The organism is Actinomadura soli (assembly GCF_005889715.1).
Taxonomy (GTDB): Bacteria; Actinomycetota; Actinomycetes; order Streptosporangiales; family Streptosporangiaceae; genus Spirillospora; species Spirillospora soli.
On record NZ_VCKW01000236.1, the window covers coordinates 1 to 13,112 of the forward strand.

Here is a 13,112-nt window from a genome sequence, read left to right on the forward strand (position 1 = left end):
GCCGTCGCGACGGCAGTGCCTCGGATGCCTGGCTTTCGGGACTCACGGCGGGCATCGTAACGCCCTCCGGCCAGGAGGTCGGCCTCCCGTCCCGGCCGCCGTCGTTGCCTGAGTGAATCGTGCTTCTCCTTCCCGTGCCGGCCGCGAGGCGAAGTGGTGGTGAAGAAGCAGAGTATGGCGCAATGGCCCGGGACAACAGAGGGAAATGACGTAAATTGTCCTAATTTGCCGCTATCTTCTTGTGTTCGGATCGGGCATCCGGGGCGGCGCGGCCCATGCGGACCACCGGCGGGAATAGCGGCAATGCGCGTGAAAGGGGCCAAAGCGGTTGCGGGCCCGTCACGGACCGCCTTTATGATCCAGGGACCCTTCGCCCCGGGGGTCTGGGGGCGCGCCCCCGGAAAGGTAGGGCCCGATGATGCACGACACCGTGACCGGTGAGCTGAACTGGCTGCTCAACGATTTCGCGCAGCGGGTGACGAGCGTGCGGCAGGCGGTGATCCTGTCCCGGGACGGCCTGGCGGTCGCCGCGTCCGGCGACCTCGGCCGCGAGGACGCCGAGCACCTGTCCGCGCTGGCCTCCGGCCTGCAGAGCCTCGCGCGCGGCGCGGGACGGCACTTCGCGGGCGGGAACGTCCGGCAGAGCATCATCGAGATGGACGCCCTGCTCCTGTTCGTGTCGGCCGCCGGCGACGGCACGTGTCTCGCCGTCCTGGCCGAGGCGGAGGCGGACGCGGGTCTCGTCGCCTATGAAATGGCGGTGCTGATCAAGCGCGCCGGACGGCACATGCAGGCGAGCCCGAGGTTCGGCACGCAGGTCGGCGGCGAACGCCTCGGAATGTCCTGACCTGCCGGTATGCGCACGAGAGTGTGGCGGTCGCGCGGATGTCCGATCGCCGGGAAGCCCTGACGTAGTAGGCTCCCGCACACCCCCGTACTCCCACGCATCGGGAGGAATCCCCCCGCATGTCCCGCCCCCGGTTCTCCTCCATCCGGGCGAGGATCAGCCTGCTGGTCCTCGTGCCGCTGCTGGCGCTGGCCTCGCTGTGGGTGTTCCTCACCAGCATCACCTACGGCGACGCGAACGAGCTCCTGCAGAGCCGCAAGTTCCAGCAGGAGACGGTGCTGCCCATGCAGCGGCTCATCGACGGGCTGCAGAAGGAGCGGCGCCTGTCGATGGCCGAGCTCGGCGGCGCCCGCGTCGCGGCCCCCGGAGCGATGCGGGAACAGCGGCTGGCGACCGACAAGGCCGCCGCGGACGTCCGCGCGGGCAGCCGCGACCAGGGGCTGCGCGGCGCGATCCGGCCCGAGATCGTCCGGCGGCTGGACGCGCTCGTGCAGCGGCTCGGCACCCTCCAGACGGTCCGCCGCGGCGTGGACCAGCGGATCGCCGACCGCGGCGAGGTGCTCGGCGAGTACGGCGACCTCATCGACGCGGGCTTCGCCATCTACAACGCGACCACCCCGGGCGACGGGTCCATCACCGCGCACGCCCGCACCCTCACCTCGCTCGGCCGCGCCCGCGAGTTCATGGCCCGCGAGGACGCGCTGCTGACCGGCGCGCTCGCCGCCGGGCGGATCACCGCCGCCGAGCGCGGCCTGTTCGCGCAGCTCGTCGGGGCGCAGCGGATGCTGTACACCGACACCGCGGCGAACCTGCCGGACGCCGACCGCGCCCGCTACGAGCGCCTCAGCGCCTCCCCGCAGTTCCACCGCCTCCGCGCGCTGGAGGACGAGGTCATCCGCGGCGCCGAGCCGCCCGGGGACAAGGCCGCGCGGACGCGGTCGTCCGGTCGCCAGGGGCAGGCCGCCGGGCGCGCCGGCAGCGCCCCGGTCATCGAGCCGGCCACGTGGCGGTCCGCCGCCGACATCGCCAACGCCCGCATGTACGAGTTCGAGAACAAGGTCCTCGACGACGTCACCGAGCACGCCAGGGGCATCGCGATCAGCGCGTTCTGGCGGCTCGCCTTCGCCGGCGGCCTCGGCCTGCTCGCGATCGTGGCGTCGGCGGTCATCGCGGCCCGCGTCTCGCGGCGGCTGCTGCGCGAATGCCGGACGCTCGCCACCGGCGTCGTGGACTTCACCCGCGAGCGGCTGCCGAAGCTCGCCGAGCAGATCCGCGCCGGGCGTCCCGTCGAACCGGAGCCGGCGCCCGACGTCGACTACCGCATCGACGAGATCCGGCAGATCGCCGAGTCGTTCGACCGGGCCCGCGACGCCGTGCTGGCGGCCGCCGAGGGCGAGGTCGGGGCCCGGCGCGGCATCAGCGAGGTGTTCGTCAACCTCGCCCGCCGCAACCAGGCGCTGCTGCACCGGCAGCTCGGGCTGCTCGACACGATGGAGCGCCGCACCGAGGACCCGTCCGAGCTGTCGGACCTGTTCCGCCTCGACCACCTCGCGACCCGGATGCGCCGGCACGCCGAGGGCCTGGTCATCCTCGGCGGGAAGACGGCCGGGCGCGGCTGGCGCCGTCCCGTCCCGCTGGTGGACGTGGTCCGCGGCGCGGTCGCGGAGGTCGAGGACTACCCGCGCGTCCGGGTGCAGCCGCTGCCGCGGATCGCGCTGCTCGGCTCCGCGGTCGCCGACGTCATCCACCTGCTCGCGGAGGTGGTCGAGAACGCCACCACGTTCTCGCCGCCGCAGTCGCCGGTGCGGGTCGGCGGCCAGCCGGTCGCCAACGGGTTCGCGGTCGAGGTCGAGGACCGCGGTCTCGGCATGACCGAGGAGGCGCTGCGCGCCGCCAACGAGCGGCTCGCCAGCCCGCCGGAGTTCGACCCGTCCGACAGCGCCCAGCTCGGGCTGTTCGTCGTGGCGCGGCTCGCGGAGCGGCACGGGATCACGGTCACGCTGCGCCCGTCGCCGTACGGCGGGACGACCGCGGTCGCGCTGATCCCGAGCTCGCTCGTCGTGGAGAACTTCGAGCAGGAGCCGTCGCCGCGGCGCCCGACCGGGCCGATGCAGGAGCTGCCGAACACGCCGGCGGACCTGTGGGGCTCCGGCGGCGCCGTCCGCCTGGTCGCCGAGACCGGGACCGAGACGGCGGCGGAGACCGAGACAGAGGCTGAGACCCGGCCCGAACCGGCGCCGGAAGCCGAGCCGGCGGCTCCGCCGAAGAAGGGCGAGCTGCCCAAGCGGCGGCGGCAGCAGCACCTCGCGCCGCAGCTCAAACGGCGGGTCGACGAGCGCCTGGCCGCCAAGGGCCAGGCCCCGCCCGCCGCGCCGCCAGTCCCGCCGAGGGCCGGGCGGCCCGCGCCGCAGACCCCGCCGCAGGCCGAGCCGGAGAAGGCCGGGACGGTGCCGCTGTCCGCGCCCGTCCCGATGGACGCGCCCCCCGCGCCCGGCAGGGCCGGAGCCCCGGACGGGAGCAGGGACGGGACCGCCGAGCGCACGCCCGAGAGAATGCGATCGAAGCTGTCCGCCATGCAGCGCGGCTGGCAGCGCGGCAGGCAGGAAGCGGCCGGCGCCGGGACGGTGCGGAAGCCGGACGACCGGGAGCGGAGACCAGGCGACCAGGAGGACGACACCCCATGACAGAGGCCCAGTACTCCGGCGCGAACGTCCCGGGCGGCGCGGCCGGCGGCGAGCTGGACTGGCTGCTGGACAGCCTCGTCCAGCGGGTGGACGCGGTCCAGAACGCGGTCGTGCTGTCGAGCGACGGGCTGCGGATGGCGGCGTCCAGCGGGCTGGCCCGCGAGGAGTCCGACCACCTGGCCGCCGTGGCCGCCAGCTTCCAGAGCCTCGCGCGCGGGGCGGGGGAGTCGTTCGGCGGCGGGGCCGTCCGGCAGACGATCGTGGAGATGGAGTCGTCGTTCCTGTTCGTCACCGCCGCCGGGCACGGCACCTGCCTCGCCGTCCTCGCCGCCGCCGACGCCGACCTCGGGATCATCGCCTACGAGATGGCGATGCTCGTCGCCCGCGTCGGGCAGCACCTGTCGGCGGACCCGCGGGCCGCCGCCGAGCCGGGCGGCGGGTGAGGCATGGGGGACGCCGCCTGGCACGAGGACGAGGACACGGCGGGGCCGGTGGTCCGGCCCTACGCGCTGACCGGAGGCCGCACGCACTACCAGGGCGACGAGTTCGACCTCGTGGCCCTGATCGCCGCCGTGGACGCGCCGGAACCCGCGGACGATCTCCATCCGGCGCCCTCGTGGGCACCGGAACATGACATGATCTTGGAGCTTTGCCGCACACCGCTGTCGGTCGCCGAGATAGCGTCGGATCTGGAACTTCCCCTCGGGGTCGTCCGTGTCCTGCTCGGCGATCTGCTCGACCGCTCGCTGATACAGGTCCGGCGACCAGCGCCGGTGGCGCAGTTCCCCAGCGAGCGCGTACTCAAGGAAGTGATCGATGGAATCCGTGCGCTCTGACGCGGACGCCGCACAGGGCGATTCCGCGCTGACGGTGAAGATTCTCGTCGCCGGTGGATTCGGTGTCGGCAAGACCACCCTGGTCAGTGCGGTCAGCGAGATCCGCCCGCTGCGCACCGAGGAGGCCCTGACCGAGAAGAGCATCGGGGTCGACGACACCACCGCCGTCGCGGGCAAGACGACGACGACCGTGGCGATGGACTTCGGGCGGATCACCCTGCCCAACGGCCTCGTGCTGTTCGTCTTCGGCACGCCCGGGCAGGACCGGTTCTGGTTCATGTGGGACGAGCTGGCGAAGGGGGCGCTCGGCGCCGTCGTCCTCGTGGACACCCGGCGCCTGGCCGACTGCTTCGCCTCGGTGGACTACTTCGAGCGGCGCGGCCTGCCGTTCATCATCGGCGTGAACCGGTTCGACGGGGCGGGGCGGCACACGGCCGAGCAGGTCCGCGACGCCCTGGACCTGTCGCCCGACATCCCGGTGATCTCCTGCGACGTCCGCGACCGCGAGGACGCCAAGCAGGTGCTCATCACGCTCGTCGAGCACATCATGCGCACGATGAGCAGCCGCCAGGCGACGATCAGCTACTAGGACGACCGAAAGGCCCCCGCGGCGGTGCCGCGGGGGCCTTTCGACGCTCAGCTTTGTCCTCTGGGTGGGAAAAGTTGAGATGATCTAGAAGAAAGGTCTTCTCAAGTCGGCGAAAGCCGGTTACGTTCTCGCCAAGCCCCTCAACCGGCCCCCACCAGGAGAGGACGGCGTGATGCGCATGCCGGCCCGTCCGCAGAACGTGCATCAGGCACGCCTGCTGCGCCTGCTGCGCGACGAAGGCCCGCGCTCGCGCGCCGAGCTGGGCGACGTCGTCAGGCTGTCGCGGTCGAAGCTGGCCGTCGAGCTGGACCGGCTCGTCGAGCTCGGGCTCGTGGAGGGCGCGGGGCTGGCCGCGTCCCGGGGCGGGCGGCGGTCCGGGATCGTCCGGCTGTCGCCGCGGCTGCGGTTCGTCGCCTTCGACATCGGCGCCACCTCGATCGACGTCGCCGTGACCGACGGCGAGCTGGAGGTGCTCGGCCACGTCGGCGAGCAGTGCGACGTCCGGCAGGGCGCGACCGTCGTCCTCGACCGGGCGCTGGACCTGCTCGGCAAGCTGCGCGACGAGGGCCTCATCCCGCAGGTGCACGGCACCGGCATCGGCGTCCCCGGGCCGGTCAGCTTCCGGGACGGCATGCCGGTCGTCCCGCCGATCATGCCCGGCTGGGACCGGTTCCCGGTGCGGGACGCGATCGGGCAGGAGCTCGGCTGCCCGGTGCTGGTCGACAACGACGTGAACCTGATGGCGCTCGGCGAGCTGCACGCCGGCCTGGCCCGCTCGGTGGACGACTTCCTGCTCGTCAAGATCGGCACCGGGATCGGCTGCGGCATCGTCGTGGACGGCGCCATCTACCGCGGCGTGTCCGGCAGCGCCGGGGACATCGGCCACATCCGCGTGGACGACGACGGCCCGATCTGCGCCTGCGGCAACGCCGGGTGCCTGGAGGCGTTCTTCGGCGGCGCCGCGCTCGCGCGGGACGCCGCGGCGGCGGCTTCGGGTGAGTCGCCGCAGCTCGCCGCGCTGCTGGAGACCCACGGGGAGCTGACGGCCGAGCACGTCGGCATGGCCGCGGCAGCGGGCGACCCGGTCGCCGTGCGGCTCATCCGGGAGGGCGGCCGGCATGTCGGGCAGGTCCTCGCCGGGCTCGTCAGCTTCTTCAACCCGGGCCTCGTCATCATCGCGGGCGGCGTCGCCGGGCTCGGCCACGCGCTGCTCGCCGAGATCCGCAGCGTCGTCTACCGCCGGTCCGCGCCGCTCGCGACCGGCAACCTCCCGATCGTGCTGTCCGAGCTCGCCGGGACCGCCGGCGTCGTCGGCGGCGCCCGGCTCATCAGCGACCACGTCTTCTCCTTCACCGCCGCCTGACCGACTCCGCCCGTCCCTTCCGACTTCGTTCCTCCCGCCCCCGAGGAGGCCCGATGGGCTCGTCCGCACCCGAACCGCTGCTGGTGATGCGCGGGATCGTCAAGCAGTTCCCCGGCGTCCGCGCGCTGGACGGCGTCGACCTCGACGTGCGCCCCGGCGAGGTGCACTGCCTGCTCGGCCAGAACGGCGCCGGCAAGTCGACGCTCATCAAGGTGCTCGCGGGCGCCCATCAGCCGGACGCGGGCGAGATCGTCTTCGCGGGCGCGCCGGTGCGGCTCGCCGGGCCGACCGCCGCGATGCGGGCGGGCATCGCGACCATCTACCAGGAGCTCGACCTGGTGGACGGCCTGTCGGTCGCGGAGAACATCTTCCTCGGCCACGAGAAGGCGACGTTCGGGTTCACCCGGCGCGGCGACGCCGAGCGGTCGGCGCGGGAGCTGCTCGGCCGGCTCGGGCACGCCGAGATCCCGCCGCGCCGCGAGGTCGGGCGGCTGCCCGCGGCGGGCAAGCAGGTCGTCAGCATGGCCCGCGCGCTGTCGCACGACGCGCGCCTCATCGTGATGGACGAGCCGTCCGCCGCGCTCGCCCACGACGAGGTGGACAACCTGTTCCGCATCATCCGGGAGCTGACCGGCGCGGGCGTCGCGGTCGTCTACATCTCGCACCGGCTGGAGGAGATCCGCCAGATCGGCGACCGGGTGACCGTCCTCAAGGACGGCCGGGCCGTCGCGGCCGGGCTCCCCGCGCGCACCACGTCCACCGGCGAGATCGTGTCGCTGATGACGGGACGCGACGTCGAGTACGTCTTCCCGGAACGTTCCGAGGAGCCGCGCGGCGACCGTCCGGAGATCCTCCGCGTCGAGAGCCTGACGCTGCCGGGATCGTTCGAGGACGTGTCGTTCACCGTCCGCGCGGGCGAGATCGTCGGGCTGGCCGGGCTCGTCGGGTCCGGGCGCTCGGAGATCCTGGAGACCGTCTACGGGGCGCGGCGCCCCGCCCGGGGACGGGTGCTCGTCGACGGCCGTCCGGTGCGTCCCGGCGACACGGGCGCGGCGGTGCGGCGCGGCATGGGCATGGCGCCGGAGGAGCGCAAGAGCCAGGCGCTGCTTCCGGCCGGCACCGTCGCCGCGAACATCAGCGTCGCCGGGCTGTCGCGGTACGCGTCGTTCGGCTGGCTCAGCCGCCGCCGCGAGCTCGCCGACGTGCGCCGCCAGATCGAGGCGCTCGACATCCGCCCGCCCGACCCGGGCCGCCCCGTCGTGACGCTGTCGGGCGGCAACCAGCAGAAGGTCGTCCTCGCCCGCTGGCTCCTCGGCACCGCGGAGCTGCGGCTGCTGATCCTGGACGAGCCGACCCGCGGCGTGGACGTCGGCGCCCGCGCCGAGCTGTACGCGCTGATCCGCGGGCTCGCCGGGCGCGGCATCGGGGTGCTGCTGGTGTCCAGCGAGGTCCCCGAGGTGCTCGGGCTCGCCGACCGGGTCCTCGTCGTCCGCGAGGGACGGGTCGTGCACACCGGCGCCGCCCGCGACCTCGACGAGGCCGCCGTGCTCAACATGATCATGGAAGGGAGCGCCCTGTGACGAAGACCCGTCATTCTGGAGGGACGACCCCCCAGGCCCCCCGGAAGGGCGCAGGGCCGAACGAGCGGGGCGGCGCCCTCGTCTCCCTGACGAGGAAGGCCGGGAACGGCGCGCCCGCCGGCGTCGGCGAGATCCGGCACCTCGGGCTGGTCGCGGCGCTGGTGCTGCTCTGCGCGGCCGGCCTGATCACCGAGCCGGAGAACTTCGCGACGTCCGGGAACGCGGTCGGCGTCCTCGTGCTCGCCGCCACCATCGGCGTGATCAGCGTCGGCCAGACCTTCGTGATCATCGGCGGCGGGATCGACCTGTCGGTCGGGTCGGTGATGGCGCTGGCGTCGGTGTGGGCGACGACGGTCGCGACGCAGTCGTACGGCCCGGCGGTCATGGCGATGTGCGCGATCCTCGTCGGCACCGGGTCGGGCGTCGTGACCGGGCTGCTGATCTCCTACGGGCGGATGGTGCCGTTCATCGCCACGCTCGCGATGCTCGTCGCCGCGCGGGGCCTGGCGCAGCGGATGTCGGACCGCAGGACCCAGCTGATCCGCCCGGAGAACGACGCGATCGAGGCGCTGTCCACGACGAAGCTGCTCGGGCTGCCGCTGCTGGTGTACATCTTCGCGGCCGTCGCCGTCGCCGGGTGGCTGCTGCTCAACCGCACCACGTTCGGCCGCCGGACGTTCGCGGTCGGCGGGAACCGGGAGGCGGCGCGGCTCGCGGGCATCGACGTCCGCCGGCACACGCTGCTGCTGTACGCGCTGTCCGGGTTCTGCTGCGGCATCGCCGCGATCATCATCATGGCACTGACGACCACCGGCTCCAGCACCCACGGCGACCTGTACGAGCTGGACGCCATCGCCGCCGTCATCATCGGCGGGACGCTCCTGACCGGCGGCCGCGGCACGATCACCGGGTCCATCCTCGGCGTGCTGATCTTCACCCTCATCACCAACCTGTTCATCCTGAACGGCCTGCAGACCAGCGACCAGCTCATCGCCAAGGGCGTGATCATCGTGATCGCGGTGCTGCTGCAACGCCGCGGGCTCCGCTCGCCCGCCTGACCACCCCGTCCCACCCCCCATGACCAGGAGCACGTCATGAGCGACCACACATCTCGTCCGTCCCGCAGAGGGGTGCTGTTCGGCGGCGCCGTCGTCGCGGCCAGCACTCTCGCCGCGGCCTGCACCAGCAACAGCGAGGACGACCCGGCGCCCGCCGCGCAGGCCGGCACGCTCGGCGGCGACAACGACAAGCCGGGCAAGCAGGTCACGCTCGGGTTCTCCGCGCCCGCCGCCGACCACGGCTGGATCGCGGCGATCGCCAAGAACGCCGAGGCGCAGGCCAAGAAGTACCCGGACGTCACGTTCAAGCCGGTGGAGCCGACCAACGACATCAACCAGCAGATCTCCGCCGTCGAGTCGCTGATCCGCGCGAAGGTCGGCGCGCTGGTGATCCTGCCGAACGACGGCGAGCAGCTCAACCAGGTCGCGCGCAAGGCGATGGACGCCAGCATCCCCGTCGTCAACCTCGACCGCGTCTTCCCCGACAAGCTGTCGTACCGGACGTGGATCGGCGGCGACAACTACGGCATGGGCGTCTCCGCCGGCCACTACGTCGGCAAGAAGCTGAAGGACAAGGGCGTCTCGGACCCGGTGATCGTGGAGATCCAGGGCATCGCGACGCTGCCGCTGACGCAGGACCGCAGCAAGGGCTTCGCGGACGCGCTGAAGTCGTACGGCTTCTCGGTCACCGCGAAGCAGGACGCGAAGTTCACCGTCGAGTCCGGCAACCAGGTCGCCTCCAACCTGCTGCGCGCCCACAAGAAGATCGACGCGCTGTGGAACCACGACGACGACCAGGGCGTCGGCGTGCTCGCCGCGGTCAAGCAGTCGGGGCGCAAGGAGTTCTTCATGGTCGGCGGCGCGGGCTCGGCCAACGCGATGCGGGAGATCAAGGCCGGCGGGGTGCTGGAGGCGACCGTCACCTACTCGCCGACGATGGCCGCGTCCGCGATCAAGCTGGGCCGGCTGATCGCGCAGGGCAAGGGCATGGCCGACCTGGTCGAGCAGCAGGCGCCGCAGTCGGTCACGCTCGCGTCCGAGACGATCACGAAGGACAACGTCGACCGCTACATGCCGCTCGGTTTCGAGTCCTGAGCCGCGGGGGCGCCGGCGCGCCCGCGCAGTGGGGGGCGGGCGCGCCGGCCGGAAACAGCAGGGGAGCAGATATGACCACGACCGTCGGGGTCGGGATGGTCGGGCACGCGTTCATGGGACGCGCCCACTCGCACGCGTGGCGCAGCGTCGGGCCGTTCTTCGCGCCGCCGCTGACGCCCGTCATGACCGCCCTGGCCGGACGCTCCGCCGAGCGCGCCCGCGCGGCCGCCGCGTCGCTCGGCTGGGCGTCGGTGGAGACCGACTGGAAGGAGTTGCTCCGCCGCGACGACGTCCAGATCGTCGACATCTGCACGCCCGGCGACACCCACGCCGAGATCGCCGTCGCCGCGCTCGACGCGGGCAAGCACGTGCTGTGCGAGAAGCCCCTCGGCAACACGGTCGCGGAGGCGGAGGCGATGGCCGCCGCGGCGGAGCGGGCGCGGGCCCGCGGCGTCCGGTCGATGATCGGGTTCAACTACCGGCGCGTCCCGGCGGTCGCGCTCGCCCGCCGGCTGGTGGCCGAGGGCCGCGTCGGGACCGTCCGGCACATCCGCGCGCAGTACCTCCAGGACTGGCTGTCCGATCCGCGGGCCCCGTTCACCTGGCGGCTGGACCGCGACCGGGCCGGGTCGGGCGCGCTCGGCGACATCGCCTCGCACATCGTCGACACCGCGCAGTTCATCACCGGGCAGTCGCTCGTCGGGGTGTCGGCGCTGCTGGACACGTTCGTCCCGGAACGTCCGGTGCCGGGCGGCGGCACGGCCCGCGTCACCGTGGACGACGCCGCCCTGTTCATCGGCCGCACGGGCGGCGGCGCGCTCGCGACGTTCGAGGCCACCCGGTTCGCCACCGGACGCAAGAACGCGCTGCGCATCGAGGTCAGCGGCTCGTCCGGCGCGCTGGCGTTCGACCTGGAGTCGCTGAACGAGCTGTGGTTCTACGACGCGGGCGACGACGCGGCGGCGTCCGGTTTCCGGCGGATCGTCGTGACCGAGCCCGTCCACCCGTACGCCGGACGGTGGTGGCCGCCCGGTCACATCCTGGGGTACGAGCACACGTTCACCCACCAGATCGCCGACCTGCTCGCCGCCATCGCGGACGGCACGGACCCGAGCCCCTCGTTCGCCGACGGCCTCCAGGTGCAGCGCGTCCTCGCCGCGGTCGCCGGCAGCGCCGCCTCGCGATGCTGGACCGACGTCGAAGGGAGTCAGTGAAGTGGCACGACCGATCACGCTGTTCACCGGCCAGTGGGCGGACCTGCCGTTCGAGGAGGTCTGCCGGCTCGCGTCTGGCTGGGGCTACGAGGGCCTGGAGATCGCCTGCTGGGGCGACCACTTCGAGGTCGACAAGGCGCTCGCCGACGACGCCTACATCCCGCGGAGGCTGGAGATCCTCGCCAAGCACGACCTGAAGGTGTGGGCGATCTCCAACCATCTCGTCGGGCAGGCCGTCTGCGACATCCCGGACGAGCGCCACCAGGCGATCCTGCCGCCGCGCATCTGGGGCGACGGCGAGCCCGGAGGCGTCCGGCGGCGCGCCGCCGCCGAGATGAAGGATACGGCCCTCGCCGCCGCCGCGCTCGGCGTCGGCACCGTCGTCGGCTTCACCGGCTCCTCGATCTGGCACACGGTCGCGATGTTCCCGCCCGTCCCCGACGCGATGGTCGAGCGCGGCTACGCCGACTTCGCCGACCGCTGGAACCCGATCCTGGACGTGTTCGACGAGGCGGGCGTCCGGTTCGCGCACGAGGTCCACCCGAGCGAGATCGCCTACGACTACTGGACGACCGTCCGGACGCTGGAGGCGATCGGGCACCGCCCCGCGTTCGGGCTGAACTTCGACCCGTCCCACTTCGTGTGGCAGGACCTCGACCCGGTCGGCTTCCTGTTCGACTTCCGCGACCGGATCTACCACGTCGACTGCAAGGACACGAAGGTCCGCACGGGCGACGGCCGCCGCGGGCGCCTCTCGTCCCACCTGCCGTGGGCGGACCTGCGGCGCGGCTGGGACTTCATCTCCACCGGCCGCGGCGACGTCCCCTGGGAGGACGTGTTCCGCGCCCTCAACTCCATCGGCTACGCCGGGCCCGTCTCGATCGAATGGGAGGACGCCGGAATGGACCGCCTTCAGGGCGCCCCCGAGGCCCTGGAGTTCGTCCGCGCGCTCAACGCGATGGAGCCGCCGGCGGCCGCGTTCGACGCCGCGTTCTCGTCCGACGCGTCCGAGTCTTCGGATTGACCTGCGGCGTGCCGCTCCCGTGAGGCCACGCGCGGGGGCGGCTCGCCGCCTCCCTCACCCGGGCCGGTGATCGAACCTCAGGTCGGCGAAGTCGAAGCCCGGCGAGACCACGCAGCTGACCAGCACCTCCTGCGGCCCGGCCGGGCGCGCGGACTGCCAGACGCCGGGCGGCACGACGGCCTGCGGCACCTGCCCGGCCGTGACGTCCGGGCCGAGCGTGACCGGCTCCGGCGGCTCGGACGGCCGTTCCCCGTCGCCGCCGAGGAACAGCGACAGCGGCCCTCCCCGATGCCACAGCCACATCTCGGTGGACCGGACGGCATGCCACACCGACTCCTCGCCCGGTGGCAGCAGGAAGTAGATGCCGGTGGCCGACGCCCGCTCGCCCGGGTAGCCGTCCGGTGTGAAGGCCGCGTCCGAGCGCCACGTCTCCCGGTACCAGCCGCCCTCCGGATGCGGCAGCAGGTCCAGCGCTTCGGCGGTCGCGGGCCGGTCGAGGAGCGCCGCGTGCCGCCCGTCCGGGCCGCGCCGGGCGTACCGGACGCGGGCCGCCGCCGTCCGGTCGATCACCCCGCGCGGCGGCGCCGCACCGGGCTCCGGGTCGAGCGTGACGGCGACGACCTGGCCGTCCGCGAACACGTCGTCGGCGACGGCCAGCGCCCCGGCGTCGTCGTCCGGCGCCCACACCGCGCCCGCATCGGACAGGACGAACCTGGGCCCGGGCTGGGCCCGCCAGCCGTCGAGCGTCGTCAGGATCAGCACATGATCAAGCCTAGGCGGTGTCGAGCGGAGCTCGTCCGTTGAATGGTGGTGGGTGGGGGC

The 13,112-nt window shown here is 73.2% G+C and carries 12 protein-coding genes; 11 read left to right on the plus strand and 1 reads right to left on the minus strand.

Going from position 1 to position 13,112, the window contains the following annotated elements:
• Positions 1–415: 415 nt before the first annotated feature.
• The 11 genes from ETD83_RS32450 to ETD83_RS32500 all read left to right on the plus strand — a co-directional run bounded on the left by ETD83_RS32450 (position 416) and on the right by ETD83_RS32500 (position 12,290).
• Complete coding sequence (locus tag ETD83_RS32450; RefSeq protein ID WP_407921534.1) at positions 416–847, plus strand: roadblock/LC7 domain-containing protein; 432 nt, start codon at positions 416–418, stop codon at positions 845–847.
• A 119-nt stretch (positions 848–966) separates the two neighbouring features.
• Positions 967–3,531: a nitrate- and nitrite sensing domain-containing protein gene (locus tag ETD83_RS32455; protein ID WP_138649026.1), complete on the plus strand. Its 2,565-nt coding sequence runs from the start codon at positions 967–969 to the stop codon at positions 3,529–3,531.
• Positions 3,528–3,974: a roadblock/LC7 domain-containing protein gene (locus ETD83_RS32460; protein WP_138649027.1), complete on the plus strand. Its 447-nt coding sequence runs from the start codon at positions 3,528–3,530 to the stop codon at positions 3,972–3,974. The genes ETD83_RS32455 and ETD83_RS32460 overlap by 4 nt, the downstream gene beginning before the upstream one ends.
• 3 nt (positions 3,975–3,977) lie before the next feature.
• On the plus strand, positions 3,978–4,367 hold the full coding sequence (locus tag ETD83_RS32465) for a DUF742 domain-containing protein (protein ID WP_138649028.1): 390 nt from the start codon (positions 3,978–3,980) through the stop codon (positions 4,365–4,367).
• On the plus strand, positions 4,348–4,956 hold the full coding sequence (locus tag ETD83_RS32470) for a GTP-binding protein (RefSeq protein ID WP_138649029.1): 609 nt from the start codon (positions 4,348–4,350) through the stop codon (positions 4,954–4,956). The genes ETD83_RS32465 and ETD83_RS32470 overlap by 20 nt, the downstream gene beginning before the upstream one ends.
• Positions 4,957–5,128: 172 nt before the next feature.
• The gene (locus tag ETD83_RS32475; RefSeq protein WP_205718010.1) at positions 5,129–6,319 is read left to right on the plus strand and encodes an ROK family transcriptional regulator; all 1,191 of its coding nucleotides are present in this window, start codon (positions 5,129–5,131) and stop codon (positions 6,317–6,319) included.
• A gap of 53 nt (positions 6,320–6,372) precedes the next feature.
• Positions 6,373–7,899, plus strand: a complete 1,527-nt coding sequence (locus ETD83_RS32480; RefSeq protein WP_138649030.1) for a sugar ABC transporter ATP-binding protein — start codon at positions 6,373–6,375, stop codon at positions 7,897–7,899.
• The gene (locus ETD83_RS32485; RefSeq protein WP_230421337.1) at positions 7,896–8,957 is read left to right on the plus strand and encodes an ABC transporter permease; all 1,062 of its coding nucleotides are present in this window, start codon (positions 7,896–7,898) and stop codon (positions 8,955–8,957) included. Before ETD83_RS32480 ends, ETD83_RS32485 begins: the two co-directional genes overlap by 4 nt.
• 36 nt (positions 8,958–8,993) lie before the next feature.
• Positions 8,994–10,052, plus strand: a complete 1,059-nt coding sequence (locus ETD83_RS32490) for an ABC transporter substrate-binding protein (protein ID WP_138649031.1) — start codon at positions 8,994–8,996, stop codon at positions 10,050–10,052.
• Between the two features lie 71 nt (positions 10,053–10,123).
• Positions 10,124–11,266, plus strand: coding sequence for a Gfo/Idh/MocA family protein (locus ETD83_RS32495; protein WP_138649032.1), 1,143 nt, complete (start codon positions 10,124–10,126; stop codon positions 11,264–11,266).
• Between the two features lies 1 nt (position 11,267).
• Entirely contained in the window at positions 11,268–12,290 is a 1,023-nt protein-coding gene (locus ETD83_RS32500; RefSeq protein ID WP_138649033.1) for a sugar phosphate isomerase/epimerase family protein, read from the plus strand.
• 54 nt (positions 12,291–12,344) lie between these two features.
• Here the strand turns inward: ETD83_RS32500 and ETD83_RS32505 are convergent, their stop codons facing one another.
• Entirely contained in the window at positions 12,345–13,052 is a 708-nt protein-coding gene (locus tag ETD83_RS32505; protein ID WP_329603007.1) for a cupin domain-containing protein, read from the minus strand.
• Between the last annotated feature and the right edge of the window lie 60 nt (positions 13,053–13,112).